Below are 13,882 nucleotides of genomic sequence, written 5' to 3' on the forward strand. Positions count from 1 at the left end.
CCCGCGTCATCGGCGTCGGCGGCCGCGGCGGCGGCGCGGGCCTCGGCGCGCAGCGCGGCGCGCTCCTCCTCGCGCAGCGCGCGGCCGAGCCGGCGCAGGTCGGCGCCGTCCAGGCCGCCGAGCGGGCCGGTGAGCAGGGTGTGGGCGAGGTCGGTGGTGAGCGGGTCGGGCCGGCGGTCCGCCGCTGCGGGGTCGTCGGCGGCGAGGTCGTGCCGGGAGCGGACGGCCTGCTCGGCGCAGACCCGCAGGGCGAGCAGCAGCTGGGCGACGGCCGGCTCCTCGCGCAGCGGCAGGTCGTCGCCGTCGATCTCCAGCGGCACCCCGGCCGCGCCGAGCGCCCGCCGCACCCCGGGGATGGAACGGGCACCGGCCCGGACCAGGACCGCCATCTCGCCCCACGGCACGCCGTCCTCCAGGTGGGCGCGGCGCAGCAGGTCGGCGATCGAGTCCAGCTCGGCGCCGGGGGTCGGGTAGGTGTAGACCTCGACCCGGCCGCCCTCCCGGGCGGGCAGCGGGGCGCGGTGCTGGGCGAGCTTGTCGGCGGGCAGCCGGCCCATCGGCATCCGGCGGGTGAGCTCCCGAGCGGCGGCGAGCAGGACGGCGCCGGAGCGGCGGGAGACCCGCAGCACCTTGACGTCGGCGGGGCGCCCGTCGGCGTGCCGGAAGGTCTGCGGGAACTCCAGGATGCCGTTGATGTCGGCGCCGCGGAACGCGTAGATGGACTGGTCGGGGTCGCCGACCGCGATCAGTTCGCGGCCGCCCCCGGCGAGCCGGCGCAGCAGCCGGACCTGGGCGGGGTCGGTGTCCTGGTACTCGTCGACGAAGACGGCGTCGTAGCGGGCGCGCAGCTTCTGCTCGACCTCGGGGCGTTCGGCGAGCAGCACGGCCCGGTGGACCAGCTCGGCGTAGTCGAGGACGCCGCGCAGGTCGAGGACGTCGAGGTAGTCGGCGAGGAAGTGCGCGGCGGCGGCCCAGTCGGGGCGCTGGACGCCCTCGGCGAAGCGGGCCAGCTCGGCCTCGCCGAGGCCGAGCTCGCGGCTGCGGGCGAGGACGGCGCGGACCTCGTCGGCGAAGCCGCGGGTGGTGAGGCAGGCGCGCAGGTCGAGCGGCCAGGCGATCCGGGAGCGGCCGCGCTTGGCGTCCTCGGCGCCGCCGGCGAGCAGCTCGCGGACCATGACGTCCTGCTCGGGGCCGGAGAGCAGGCGCAGCGGCTCGGCGTAGTCGGCCGGGTCCTGGTGGGCGCGGAGCAGGGCGTAGCAGAAGGAGTGGAAGGTGGTGGCCTGCGGGGCGGCGGCGCGGGCGCCGGCGGCGGTGGCGCCGAGCCGGCCGGCCATCCGGTCGCGCAGCTCCATCGCGGCCTTGCGGCTGAAGGTGAGGACGAGGATCCGCTCGGGGTCGGCGCCGCGTTCGATCCGCCGGGCGACGGCCTCGACGAGGGTGGTGGTCTTGCCGGTCCCCGGTCCGGCGAGCACCAGCAGCGGGCCGCCCGCGTGCTCGGCCACCGCGCGCTGGTACTCGTCCAGCTGGGGCGGGGCGGGCGGCACGAGGGGGCTGCGCACCAGACGGTAGGGGGAGCTCACGGGTGTCCTGGGGGTCGTGCTCGGGCAACTGCGGGCGGGCCCCGCCGAGGGGCCCGCCGTATCGAGCCTACGATCCTGCCCCGTCATTCCCGTCCGCGCACGGGATTCCGGGACATCAGTCCCCGGCCGGCCCGCCGTCCCAGCGGGCGCGCCGCAGGTCGACCCGGGGCGGATCGGCGAGCTCGCGCAGCGGGGTGCCCTCCTCGCCGTAGTGGGCGAGGGCGCGGTGCTCGTGGCCGGGCAGCAGCCGGCCGTCGGCGCGGATCACCCGCCACCAGGGCACCGCGCCGCCGTACAGGGCCATCACCCGGCCGACCTGGCGGGGGCCGCCCTGGCCGAGGTACTCGGCGACGTCGCCGTAGGTCATCACCCGGCCGGGTGGAATCCGCTCGGTCAGGTCGAGCACGAGTTCGGCGAAGGGCGGCAGCTCGCCGCGGTCGGCGTCGTCGGTGGCGTCCGTCACCTGCGGCATTCTTCCGCATCCGGCCGGGCGGCGGGAGTCGTGCGAACGATCCGCCGCGCCCGATCCGGCCCCTGTCCAGCACGGGGCGCCGCGGCATGCCACCATCTTCGGGGCGGTGAGTGGTGATACGAGGACAAGACCAGATGACCGGGACGGCTGACGTGGGCGTGGACGAGGGCTCCGACGAGTCCTCCGACAGCATGCCCGCAGGTCCCGGCGGTGAGCCCGCCGCCGCGCCGTCCCCGGAAGTCTCCCTGATCAAGGACCGGACGATCAAGACCCCGCAGCCGACCGACCCCGGACCCGGGGCGCCCGCCGCCGTACCGGCCCAGCCGCCCGCACCCGCACCCGCCGCCGCGCTCGCCGAGACCGGGCCCGGGGCGACCGCGCTGGCCGCGACCGGGCCCGACGGGTCCGAGCCGCACGACCCGCTGGACGACGCCCCGCACCTGGACGTCGACGAGCCGCTGCTCGCCGCCCGCGCGCACCGGCCCTCCGACCTGATCCGCTTCCTGGCCGGCGTGCTCGGCATCATCGCGGTGTTCGTCCTCGCCGGGGTGGCCACCTCGACCACCACCGGCATCGAGATCGACATCGCCGAGAACGCCCCCCGCTTCTCCCCGGTGCTCTCCACCATCACCGGTCTGATCTCCAACGTCGCCGTGCTGGCCGTCCCGCTCGCCTTCGCGGTCGAGCGGCTGATCAAACGCGACGGCCTGCGGGTCGCCGACGGCGTGCTCGCCTCGGTGCTGGCCTACGGCGTCTCGCTGGGCATCGACTGGTGGGTCGCCGAGGGCGCCTCCGACCACATCCGGGACGCCCTGACCCGGTTCCCGCTGGACTCCGTCGCCACCCTCACCGACCCGGTGCACGGCTACCTCGCCCCGGTGATCGCCTACATGACCGCCGTCGGCATGTCGAGCCGCCCGCGCTGGCGGGTCGCGCTCTGGGTGGTCGTGGTCTTCAGCGGCATCACCGAACTGCTCGGCGGCTACACCACCCCGCTGTCCCTGCTGCTCACCGTGCTGATCGGCTGGTCCGTCGCCTACGGCACGCTGTACGCGATCGGCTCGCCGAACATCCGGCCCACCGGCCAGCACCTGATGATCGGCCTGCGCAAGGTCGGCTTCACCCCGGCCAGCGCCCACCGCGCCCCGGACGCCCCCGGCGGCACCCGCCGCTACCTGGTCGCCCAGCAGAGCGGCCCGCCGCTGGACGTCCACATCGTCGACCGCGAGCAGCAGGCCTCCGGCTTCTTCTACCGGGCCTGGCGACGGCTGCGGCTGCGCTCGGTCGCCGTCCGGCGCAGCCCCCAGTCGCTGCGCCAGGCGCTGGAGCAGGAGGCGCTGATCGCCTACGCGGCGGCCGCCTCGGGCGCCCGCGCGCCGCAGCTGGTCGCCACCTCCGAGCTGGGCCCGGACGCCGCGATCCTGGTCTACGAGAACGTCGAGGGCCGCCCCCTCGACGACCTCGCCGACGAGGAGGTCACCGACCAGGTGATGGCCTCGCTGTGGGAGTCGGTCGCCGCCCTGCACGAGCGCCGGATCGCGCACCGCCGGCTCACCGGCGAGTCGCTGCTGGTCGTCGACGAGAAGACGGCCTGTCTGGTCAACCTGTCCGGCGGGGACATCGCCGCCACCGACCTGACGCTGCGCATCGACGTCGCCCAGCTGCTCACCACCTTCGCCCTGCGGGTCGGGCCCGAGCGCACCGTCGCCACCGCCAACGCGGTGCTCGGCGCCGACCGGGTCGCCCAGGCGCTGCCGCTGCTCCAGCCGGTCGGGATGAGCCGCTCCACCCGCGTCGACCTGAAGCGGGCCGGCAAGGAGCGGAAGGCCTCCGCGCAGGCCAAGGCGCTGGAGCAGGTCGCCGCCGGGGAGCGCACCCAGCAGCAGGCCGAGGAGGACATCGCGGTCGCGGGCGAGGACCTGCTCAGCCGGATCCGCGGCCAGATCCTGCAGATCGCCCCCGAGGCGCCGATGGAGCCGGCCAGGCTGGAGCGGCTCAAGCCGAAGACGCTGATCATGGTGATCGCGCTCACCTTCGCCGCCTACCTCGCGCTGACCACCCTGAAGCCGGCCCAGCTCAAGCTCTCCGAGATGAACTGGGCCTGGGCGGCGGCGGCCCTCGCGGCGGCCGGCTTCAGCTACATCGCGGCCTCGATGAGCCTGACCGGCTTCGTCCCGGAGAAGCTGCCGTTCCGCCGCACCGTGGCCGCGCAGCTCGCCGGGTCCTTCGTGAAGCTGGTCGCGCCCGCCGCGATCGGCGGGATCGCGCTGAACACCCGCTACCTGCAGAAGGCGGGCATCCGCTCCGGCCAGGCGGTCGCCTCGGTCGGCGCCTCGCAGCTGGCCGGCCTGGCCGGGCACCTGCTGCTGCTGTTCAGCTTCGGTCTGATCACCGGCAGCCAGACCAACGGCGACCTCTCCGCCTCCCGCGCGGTGATCATCGGCGTGCTGAGCGCCGCCGTGCTGGCCCTGGTGGTCGCGGCGGTCGCCCCGCTGCGCCGGTTCGTGCTGAACCGGCTGCGCTCGCTGTTCTTCGGGGTGGTGCCCCGGATGCTCGACCTGATGCAGACGCCCAGCAAGCTGATCACCGGCTTCGGCGGCATCCTGCTGCTGACGCTGTCCTTCACCGCCTGCCTGGACGCCTCGGTGCAGGCCTTCGGCGGCTCGATCTCGTTCTCGGCGGTCGCGGTGGTCTTCCTGACCGCCAACGCGGCCGGCTCGGCCATCCCCACCCCGGGCGGCATCGGCCCGGTCGAGGTCGCGCTGATCGGCGCGCTCACCGTCGCCGACGTGCCGCCGACCGTCGCCACCCCGGCGGTGTTCCTCTACCGGGCGCTCACCTTCTGGCTGCCGGTGCTGCCCGGCTGGATCTCCTACAACGTGCTCCAGCGCAAGGGCGCGCTGTAGTTCAGGGCGGAAACGCGGAAGGGCCCGCCGGAGCGGGCCCTTCCTGCGTTCGTACGACCTAGTACACCGGCTTGTGCGGCTCGATCTGGTTCACCCAGCCGAGGACGCCGCCGCCCAGGTGGACGGCGTTGGCGAAGCCGGCCGACTTCACCACGGCCAGCACCTCGGCCGAGCGGACGCCCGACTTGCAGTGCAGCACGATCTTCTTGTCCTGCGGCAGCTGCTCCAGCGCGTTGCCCATCAGGAACTCGTTCTTCGGGATCAGCACCGCGCCGGGGATGCTGACGATCTCGTACTCGCCGGGCTCGCGGACGTCGATCAGGAAGATGTCCTCCTGCTCGTCCTGCCACTCCTTGAGCTGCTTCGAGGTGATCGTCGAACCGGCGGCCGCCGCCTGCGCCTCCTCCGACACGACGCCGCAGAAGGCCTCGTAGTCGATCAGCTCGGTGACGGTCGGGTTCTCACTGCAGACCGCGCAGTCCGGGTCCTTGCGGACCTTCACCTGGCGGTAGTTCATCTCCAGGGCGTCGTAGATCATCAGCCGGCCGACCAGCGGGTCGCCGACCCCGGCCAGCAGCTTGATCGCCTCGGTGACCTGGATCGAGCCGATCGACGCGCACAGCACGCCCAGCACGCCGCCCTCGGCGCAGGACGGGACCATGCCCGGCGGCGGCGCCTCCGGGTAGAGGCAGCGGTAGCACGGGCCGTGCTCGGCCCAGAACACGCTGGCCTGGCCGTCGAAGCGGTAGATCGAGCCCCACACGTACGGCTTGCCGAGCAGCACCGCGGCGTCGTTCACCAGGTAGCGGGTGGCGAAGTTGTCGGTACCGTCCACGATCAGGTCGTAGCCGGCGAAGATCTCCATGACGTTGGAGTTGTCGAGGCGGTCCTCGTGCAGGATCACGTCGACGTAGGGGTTGATCTCCTTGACCGAGTCCCGCGCCGACTCGGCCTTGGAGCGGCCGATGTCGGACTGGCCGTGGATGATCTGCCGCTGCAGGTTGGACTCGTCGACCACGTCGAACTCGACGATTCCGAGCGTGCCGACGCCGGCCGCGGCCAGGTACATCAGCGCGGGCGAGCCGAGGCCGCCGGCGCCGACGCACAGCACCTTGGCGTTCTTCAGCCGCTTCTGCCCGGCCATGCCCACGTCGGGGATGATCAGGTGGCGGGAGTACCTGCGGACCTCGTCGACGGTGAGCTCGTCGGCCGGCTCGACCAGGGGTGGCAGCGACACGGGGACTCCGATGGTCGTCAGTTCGGGTGGCCAGGGCCAACCTCTAGGGGCGTGCAAGGGGCGTGTTGCTCCGCCACCGAGGTGGCTCTGCTACGCCAACAGTGTCATGCCGCCCCGGTATTCCGAGACAGCTCGTCCGATGGGCGAGACGGGCCGCGCCGGATGGTGGGACCACGGCGAAGGCCCGGTCCGCGGCCGCTCCGGGCCCGGTCCGGGCCTGGTCACGGCCCGGACCGGGCCCCGCCGCCGGGTCAGACCCGGCAGGCCGTCTCCAGCCAGACGTCCCCCAGCGACTCCTCCAGCGGCACCTGTGTCCGCCAGCCGAGACGGTCCCGGGCGGTCCGCACGTCCGCCTGCCGCCACGGCACCGGCTCCCCCGCCGCGACCCGGCCCTCCACCGGCCGCGGCTCCACCGGACGGTGGCCCGGCAGGTGGTGGCCGACCCCGTGCCCGGCCAGGTGCTCGACCGTCCCGCCGGCCTGCGCGGGCAGCAGGACCTGCCGGTTCTCCTCCACGATCGACCCCTCGAAGCCGGACGCCCGGACCAGCAGCTGGGCCGCCTCCCGGGCCCGGACGGCGTGCCCGCTGCCGACGTTGATCACGCCCGTCGCGGCCGACACCGCCGCCGCCTGGATCGCCCGCGCGACGTCCCGGACGTCCACGAAATCCCGGTATCCGGACAGGTCCGGCATCCGCACCTGGGACTCCTCCCGCTCCAGCGCCCGCCGCAGCCCCTCGGCCAGCCGGCCGAACAGCGAGGCGGTCGGCGCCCCCGGCCCCACCACGTCGAACACCCGCAGCACCGCCGCGTCCAGCCCCGAGGCCAGCACCAGCTCCGTCCCGGCCAGCTTCGACACCCCGTACGGGCCCACCGGGCGCGGCTCGGCGCTCTCCGACACCGGCACCCCGCCCGGCACCGGCCCGTACTCGGCCGCCGAACCGACGTGCACCAGCCGGGCCGGCTCCCGGCTGCGCCGGATCCCCTCGCAGACGGTCGCCACCGCGAGCGTGTTGGCCCGGATCAGCGTGCGCGAACTGCCGTAGGTGGCACCCGCGCAATTGATCACCACCTGCGGCGCGACCGCGTCCAGGAACCGGGCCAGCGCGCCCGGACTGCCGGTGGTCAGGTCGAAACGGATGTCGGCGGAGTCACGCCGGCCGAGCACCGTCACCTGCAACTCCGGATCCACGAGCAGGCGATCGGTGACCCGACGGCCGATGAAGCCGTCGGCGCCCAGCAGCAGCACCCTCATCGGGGGCGTCCTTCCACGAAGCCAGACCGGGTACGGCCTGGCGGGTCCGAGTGAACGTGAACAACGGGAAATCGAGCGGCCCGGAGGGCCGGAGGTACGGGCGGGCGGGCGGCCGGCGCGCGGTCAGCGGTACGCATCGGGACGGCCCAGCACCGGCCACGCGTAGGCGAGCAGCGCCAGCGCGACCGCCCCGCCGCCGCACAGCCCGGCCAGCGGCCCGGGCGGCGCCGCGGTACCCGCCGCCCCGGCCAGCGCGCCCAGCGCGGCGGCCCCGGCCCGGCCGCACCGGGCCAGCAGCGCGACCAGCACCAGCAGCAGGCCGAGCACGCCCTGCGCCGCCCACTGCACGGGCCCGGCCCGCTCCGCCGCCAGGTGCAGCAGCCCGCCGCCGTGCCCGGGCCCCGGGCGCGGGGCGACCGCGGTCAGCACGGCGAGCGCGGCGAAGGTCAGCACCGCCAGCACCGCCAGGTGCAGCGCCAGCGCCACCGGCAGCACCGGCCGCATCCGGGACCGGAACTCGGCCAGCGTCGCCGCCGCGCCCAGGTGGCCCCGGCCGACGTGCCGCAGCCACCGGGCCGCCCACTCCGCCGACCCGGCCGACAGCGCCGCCGCCAGCACCAGCGCGGCGGTCACCCGCCACTCCCCCGGCCCGTCGGCGGCCACGGCCAGCGGCACCAGCAGCAGCCCGGCCACCCCGGCGCCCTGCGCCCCCGGCGTCCAGCGGCGGCGCCGGTCGGTCCGCCGGTCCGGGGCGTCCGCGGTCGGGGCGTCCGCAGTCGGGCCGTCCGGGGCCGCGTCCGCACCCGCCGCCGCCGTCCGCCACGGGGAGCCGGTCGGTCCGGGCTCCCCGGGTGTGCCGGACGCCGCCGGGACGAGCGCGAGCGGGACGGCCGCCGCCAGCAGCACGGGCCGGCCCCCGCCGAGGGCGGCCGCCGCCGCGCACGGGAGCGCGGCCAGCGCCGAGGTCCGCAGCGCCACCCCGCACCGCCGCTGCCAGCTCTCCACCGGCGCGGCCGGCTCCGCCCCGGGCGGGCGGGGCGGCACCCGGGCGTACAGCTCCTCGGCGAGCGAGAACAGGTCGGCGTGCCGGCAGCGGGCGGCGGCGGACCGGCCCAGCCCGGCCTCCTCCAGCCCGGCGGCGATCTCCAGCGGGTCGACGGCCCGCTCGCAGAGCACCCGGTGCTCCGCCATCAGCTCGCGCACCGGGTCCCCGGACGGCTCGCGGCCGCCGGGGACCTCGGCCAGCGGCGCCGACCCCGGGGCCACGCCTCCACCGGTCGCCATCAGACCGCCTCCGCGAGCGCACCGGAGCGGTCGGACGCCCCGTCCGGACCCGCCGCCCGGCTCTCCCCCCGCCCGCCACCCGCCCCGGCCCGCTCACCCCCGAGCGGCACCACCGTCCCCCAAGCCCCGTCCGCGCCACCACTCACCACGCACCCGGCCTCGGGCAGCCCCACCACATCCGCACCGCCCGGCGCGGCGACCGACCGCGCGGCACCAGCCGCCCCGCGATCGGCGTCGAGCAGCCCCACCGCGCCCTCCGGCCCCACACCGTCCACCGCAGCCGCGGACCGCGCCGCACCACCCGTTGCACCACCCGCCGCCCCGGCCGTCAGGCGACCGGACGCCCCCACCGCGCCCCCGGGCGACGCACAGCCACCCGCCGCGGGCGCGTCGGTCCCGGCTGCCGGGGTGCCGTCCGGGGAGTCGTCCGCCTGGTCCTCGACGGTGCCGTCCGGGCCCGGGGCGGCGGCGGTCCGGCGGTCGGTCAGCCAGTACTCGGCCGGGCGGGCGAACGGCTGGGGCCGCCCGGCGCGCGGCCCGGGGGCGGCGGCCGGGAAGGCGGGCCAGTGCGAGACCAGCTCCAGGTAGATCTCCCGGAAGGCGCCGATCACGGGTTCGACGGCGAAGCGTTCCTGCGCCCGCAGGCGGCCGGCCAGGCCGAGCCGGGCCCGGCGTTCCTCGTCGCGCAGCAGGGCGAGGCAGGCCCCGGCCAGCGCCTGCGGGTCGCGCGGCGGGACGAGCAGCCCGGTCGGGCCGACCACCTCGCGGGCCACCCCGACGTCCGTGGCGACCACCGCCCGGCCGCTCAGCATCGCGTCGGCCAGCAGCCGGGGCCGGCGCTGGGAGAGCGCGGAGAAGACCACGACGGTGCCGTCCGCCCAGGCGTCCGCCGCCGCGCGCGGCCGCCCGGCGAACTCGACCGCCCCGCCGATCCCGAGCCGTTCGGCGACGGCCGCGCAGTGCGCCCGGTAGCCGGGGACGCCCTCCTCGCCGTGGACGACCAGCCGCGCGGCGGGCAGTTCGGCGCGGACCCGGGCGAAGGCGTGCAGGGCGAGTTCGGGGTCGCGGCCGGGTTCCAGGGCGCCCGCCCAGACCAGGGTCGGGACGGCCGGTTCGGCGCCCGCGGCGGGCCGGTCGACCGCCGGGGTCCCCTCGTACACCACCCGGGTGCGCGCCGGGTCGGCTCCGCAGCGCTGCTGCCACTGCTGGTCGTGGGCGCTGCCGGGGGTCAGCACGGCGGCCTGCCGGTAGGTCTCCTCGGTGAGCGCCCGGAAGAAGGCGAGCAGCAGCGCCCGGACCGGCCACCGGTAGGGGGCCTCGCGGTAACCGAGGTACTGCTCGCGCAGGTGCAGCCCGTGCTCGGTGACCACGAACGGCACCCCGTGCAGCTGCTTGGCGACCAGCGCGGGCAGCGCGGCCGGGCCGCCGCCGACGACGTGGCAGAGGTCGGCGGCGCCGAGGCCGCCGGGCGCGGTGCCGTACCAGGGGGCGGTGAGCGGTCGCAGGCACTGTTCGAGCAGGTCGGCGGCGACCAGGACGTCGCAGACCAGCGGCTGTCCGGCGGAGGTGTCGGCGCCGGGCGAGCGCCAGACCCGTTCCAGGACGCGCCGGGCCCGGTCGGAGACCAGGAAGGCGGGCAGCGCGCCGTCCGCCCGGGCGAGTTCGGCGAGCCGGTACAGGCCGGGGCCGAAGGCGGTGCGCTCGCCGGGCCGCAGCAGGGACCGGACCAGTTGCTCGTAGGCGTCGGCGTACTGGCGTCTGCGCAGCGCGCCGGGCGCGCGGCCGGCCGGGCGGCGCCCCCAGAGGGCGAGTTCGTACGACGCGGGCCGCCGGCCGTCGGGGTCCGGGGCGGGGGCGGCCCCGGCCTGTCCGGCCGTCCCGGCGAGGACGTACCAGGTGAACTCGTGCTCGCCCAGGCCGTCCACCAGCCGGTCGCACCAGCCGCCGGCGCCACGCCGGGCGTGCGGGCGCACACCCTCGGTGAGCAGTGCAACGCGCACGGGAGACCTCCAGAGCAGAGCGGATCGACGGATGGCTGGGCGGGCTGGGCGGACCGGGTGGAACCGGGCGGTTCGATCGGCGCCCGGCCGCCTCGCGTTCGACACGTCCGGCCCGGGGGCGGCACGGCGGCGGCCCGCCGCGGACCCCGCGGCCCGGGCCGGTACCGCCCGCGGCCGCCCTCCGGGTCCTCCGGCGGCCGTGTCTCCCCCACACCTGTTCGGTCCGACAGCAGAAAGGTAGGACCGGCCTACGGCAATCCATCGGTCACATGCCTGGTTGCCACCTGAACGAGTGAACCGGAGTGACCTCTTCCCGATCTTGGCGTTAACGGCGGCCGATCACGGGGTATCCGTCGTGCCCTGCTTCGCGGCTTCGCGGCTTCGCGGCTCAGGGCGTGCGGCTCAGCAGCTCCCGCACCTCCCGGGCGACCGCGTCGGGGTGCTCCATCATCGCCACGTGCCCGGAGTCCGGCAGCACCAGCAGCCGGGAGTCCGCGAAGGCCGCGCAGGCCCGCCGCGCCGAGCGGTACGAGACCAGCCGGTCGCGCAGCCCGTACACCAGCAGCACCGGGGCGGTCACCCGGGCGGCCTGCCGCCAGAGCGCCTGGTCGCCGCGCTCGGTGTAGGCGGAGACGATCCCGCGCGCCGAGCCGACCAGCGCCTGCATCGCGTACGGCAGCTCCAGCCGCCGCCGGTACTGGGCGACCGCCTCGGCCCGGGTGGCCGCGGGCAGGCCGTCCGGGTCGCCGTAGACCAGTCGCAGCAGTTCGTCGGTGGCCCGCTCGACGTCCCGCTCCCCGGCCGGCAGCCGGCGCAGCAGCCCGGGGACGCCGGGGACGGCGAGCAGCCCGGTGGGCCAGGCGGTGCGCTGCGGGGGCAGTTCCGGCAGCGCGGGCGAGACCAGGGTGAGGCTGCGGACGAGGTCGGGGCGGAGCGCGGCGAGCCGGACCGAGACGGCGCCGCCGAGCGAGTTGCCGAACAGGTGGACCGGGCCGCGGCCGGCCGCCTCCAGGTAGCCGATGACGGCGCGGACGTGTCCGGAGAGGCTGAGGTTGCCGTCGGTGGGCGGGGCGGAGTGGCCGAAGCCGGGCAGGTCCACGGCCTCGGCGTCGACCTCGCCGGTGAGCCGGTCCATCAGGGCCGTCCAGTTGGCCGCCGAGCCGCCGAGCCCGTGCACGAACAGCGCCGGCGCCCGTCCGTCGGCCGCCGCGGGGGCGCCCTCGGACGCGCTCGCGGGCCGGTGCACCGCCAGTACGGCGCCGGGCACCTCGACGGTGCGGAACGGCGCCGGGGCGGCCGGTTCCGGGAGTATCTGCTGCTCAGCGCTGTTCATGGTGGACGATGGTAGTGAGCCGGTACCGCGGCGTCCCGCGCCCGGGCCGGTGCCGGACCGCTGCCGGGAGGTCGTCCCATTCCCTCGTCCGCAGCACTGCCGATGGCCGTGGTGGGCGCCGTATTGTGGGCTCCTGACAAGGGGGATCGTCACTTTTCTCGCGCCCGCCAAGCGCGAAGGCGGTTACCCGAAAGTAGAATCGGTCATCTTGCCGACCCCGTACGACCCGTGAAGTGAGGAGCGCCGTGACGGCCATCCAGGAGGCGCAGGAGCGCCCGCGCGGTGCCCGCCTGCCGCGAAGCGCCCGCCGTGAACAACTGCTCGGTGCCGCCCAGGAGGTGTTCGTCGCGCAGGGTTACCACGCGGCCGCCATGGACGACATCGCCGACCGCGCCGGGGTGAGCAAGCCGGTCCTGTACCAGCACTTCCCCGGGAAGCTGGAGCTCTACCTGGCGCTGCTGGACAAGCACTGCGACGCCCTGGTCGAGTCGACCCGCGAGGCGCTGGAGACGACCACCGACAACAAGCTCCGGGTGGCCGCGACGATGGAGGCGTACTTCAACTACGTGTCCAGCGAGTCCGGCGCGTTCCGGCTGGTCTTCGAGTCGGACCTGACCAACGAGCCGGCCGTGCGCGAGCGGGTCGAGCGGGCCGCCGAGGCCAGCGCGACGCTGGTCAGCCGGGTGATCCAGGAGGACACCGACCTGCCGCAGTCGGAGTCCAAGCTGCTCGCCGCGGGCGTCTGCGGCCTGGCCCAGATCACCGCCCGGTACTGGCTCTCGCAGGGCCTGGAGATCCCGCGCGACGAGGCCGTCCGGCTGGTCGCCAGCCTGGCCTGGCGCGGGCTGAAGGGCTTCCCGATGCACCCCAACACCGACGCGCCGTAGACCCCCGCCCCCGGGCGGTGACCAGGCGGGTGGTCGATCGGTGATCGTTCGACCTTGGCCTCGGCGCCGATCCGGTGCTCTATGGTGAAGCCGTACGGCGCGGTCGTCGCGAACGCTTGTCCCAGGCGGTCCGGTGCCCGCGCGTGGATGGCTGCAACCCCGGAGGGACGGAAGCCGTGGAGGTCAAGATCGGCGTGCAGAACGCGCCGCGAGAGATCGTGATCGAGAGCTCGCAGACTGCCGATGAGGTCCAGAGCGCGGTCGCGAAGGCGCTGGAGGGCACCGAGAAGCTCCTCACGCTGGCCGACGAGCACGGCCGCCGCGTCATCGTCCCGGCCGATCGCCTGGCGTATGTCGAGATCGGCGAGCAGGCCGTCCGCAAGGTCGGTTTCGGCACGCTCTGAGCTGTAACACGCGGTACCCCCGGTGCCCCGTCCCCTCCGTCGAGGGGGCGGGGCACCGTCGCGTCCGGGGCCGTCCGGGCCGGGGCCCGTCGTGGCCGCTACCGGCCGTCGGCGGGGGTCCGGGGTGTACGGGTGGGACTGCCGGGGTACGGCGACAGTGCGGCCGACCGTGCGCCGCGCGCCCGCACCCCCGGGGAGGCTCCCTTGCTGGTCGAGACGCTCGCCTTCGCCCTCGTCGGCCTGATCGTCGGCGCCACCGCGCTGGTGTCGATGCGCGATCTGTTCCCGTCCGGGCCGGCGCTGACCCTGGGCACCGCCCTCGGCTCGGCGCTGCTCACCGGGGTGGTCGCGCACTTCACGCTGAACGGCGGGTACCCGGCGGCGAGCATCGCGATCTCGGCGGTCGCCTCGGCGCTGCTCACCTCGGTGCTGGCCCGGCCCGACCTGGCCGCCGGCCGCCAGCCGGCGCACCGGCACCGCCCGCACCGGGCGGGCGCGCACCGGCGGCACCGGCCCGCCTGACGGC

Annotated in this window: 11 protein-coding genes; 4 read left to right on the forward strand and 7 right to left on the reverse strand. The window is 76.0% G+C overall.

The window, feature by feature from the left end; genetic code table 11:
• On the reverse strand, nt 1–1,580 hold a 1,580-nt coding region (locus tag AB0N76_RS23720; RefSeq protein ID WP_363560006.1), incomplete at its 3' end, for a UvrD-helicase domain-containing protein.
• A 115-nt stretch (nt 1,581–1,695) separates the two neighbouring features.
• Complete coding sequence (locus AB0N76_RS23725; protein WP_363560008.1) at nt 1,696–2,052, reverse strand: MGMT family protein; 357 nt, start codon at nt 2,050–2,052, stop codon at nt 1,696–1,698.
• Nucleotides 2,053–2,186: 134 nt separating this feature from the next.
• On the opposite strand from AB0N76_RS23725, the gene AB0N76_RS23730 reads away from it, so the two are divergent.
• Nucleotides 2,187–4,958: a lysylphosphatidylglycerol synthase transmembrane domain-containing protein gene (locus tag AB0N76_RS23730; RefSeq protein ID WP_363560010.1), complete on the forward strand. Its 2,772-nt coding sequence runs from the start codon at nt 2,187–2,189 to the stop codon at nt 4,956–4,958.
• Between the two features lie 58 nt (nt 4,959–5,016).
• Here the strand turns inward: AB0N76_RS23730 and moeZ are convergent, their stop codons facing one another.
• The 5 genes from moeZ to AB0N76_RS23755 all read right to left on the reverse strand — a co-directional run bounded on the left by moeZ (nt 5,017) and on the right by AB0N76_RS23755 (nt 12,065).
• Nucleotides 5,017–6,195, reverse strand: a complete 1,179-nt coding sequence (moeZ, locus tag AB0N76_RS23735) for an adenylyltransferase/sulfurtransferase MoeZ (protein WP_363560012.1) — start codon at nt 6,193–6,195, stop codon at nt 5,017–5,019.
• Nucleotides 6,196–6,446: 251 nt separating this feature from the next.
• Nucleotides 6,447–7,448 (reverse strand): NAD-dependent epimerase/dehydratase family protein, encoded by a 1,002-nt coding sequence (locus AB0N76_RS23740; protein ID WP_363560014.1) that lies wholly within the window; start codon nt 7,446–7,448, stop codon nt 6,447–6,449.
• A gap of 123 nt (nt 7,449–7,571) precedes the next feature.
• Entirely contained in the window at nt 7,572–8,732 is a 1,161-nt protein-coding gene (locus AB0N76_RS23745) for a hypothetical protein (protein ID WP_363560016.1), read from the reverse strand.
• Nucleotides 8,732–10,732 carry a DUF3492 domain-containing protein gene (locus AB0N76_RS23750; protein ID WP_363560018.1) on the reverse strand — a complete coding sequence of 667 codons (2,001 nt, stop codon included), beginning with the start codon at nt 10,730–10,732 and terminating at the stop codon, nt 8,732–8,734. Before AB0N76_RS23750 ends, AB0N76_RS23745 begins: the two co-directional genes overlap by 1 nt.
• A gap of 388 nt (nt 10,733–11,120) precedes the next feature.
• Nucleotides 11,121–12,065, reverse strand: a complete 945-nt coding sequence (locus tag AB0N76_RS23755; RefSeq protein ID WP_363560020.1) for an alpha/beta hydrolase — start codon at nt 12,063–12,065, stop codon at nt 11,121–11,123.
• Between the two features lie 245 nt (nt 12,066–12,310).
• Between AB0N76_RS23755 and AB0N76_RS23760 the strand changes: the two genes are divergently transcribed.
• From AB0N76_RS23760 to AB0N76_RS23770, 3 genes are all read left to right on the forward strand, one after another.
• A complete protein-coding gene (locus tag AB0N76_RS23760) occupies nt 12,311–12,952 on the forward strand; it encodes a TetR/AcrR family transcriptional regulator (protein WP_363560022.1) in 642 nt (213 codons plus the stop codon).
• A gap of 176 nt (nt 12,953–13,128) precedes the next feature.
• Complete coding sequence (locus AB0N76_RS23765; RefSeq protein ID WP_363560024.1) at nt 13,129–13,356, forward strand: DUF3107 domain-containing protein; 228 nt, start codon at nt 13,129–13,131, stop codon at nt 13,354–13,356.
• Nucleotides 13,357–13,560: 204 nt separating this feature from the next.
• Nucleotides 13,561–13,878 carry a hypothetical protein gene (locus tag AB0N76_RS23770; protein WP_363560026.1) on the forward strand — a complete coding sequence of 106 codons (318 nt, stop codon included), beginning with the start codon at nt 13,561–13,563 and terminating at the stop codon, nt 13,876–13,878.
• Nucleotides 13,879–13,882: the final 4 nt, after the last annotated feature.

It is taken from the genome of Kitasatospora sp. NPDC093806, from assembly GCF_040683335.1.
In the GTDB taxonomy this organism is placed as follows: domain Bacteria; phylum Actinomycetota; class Actinomycetes; order Streptomycetales; family Streptomycetaceae; genus Kitasatospora.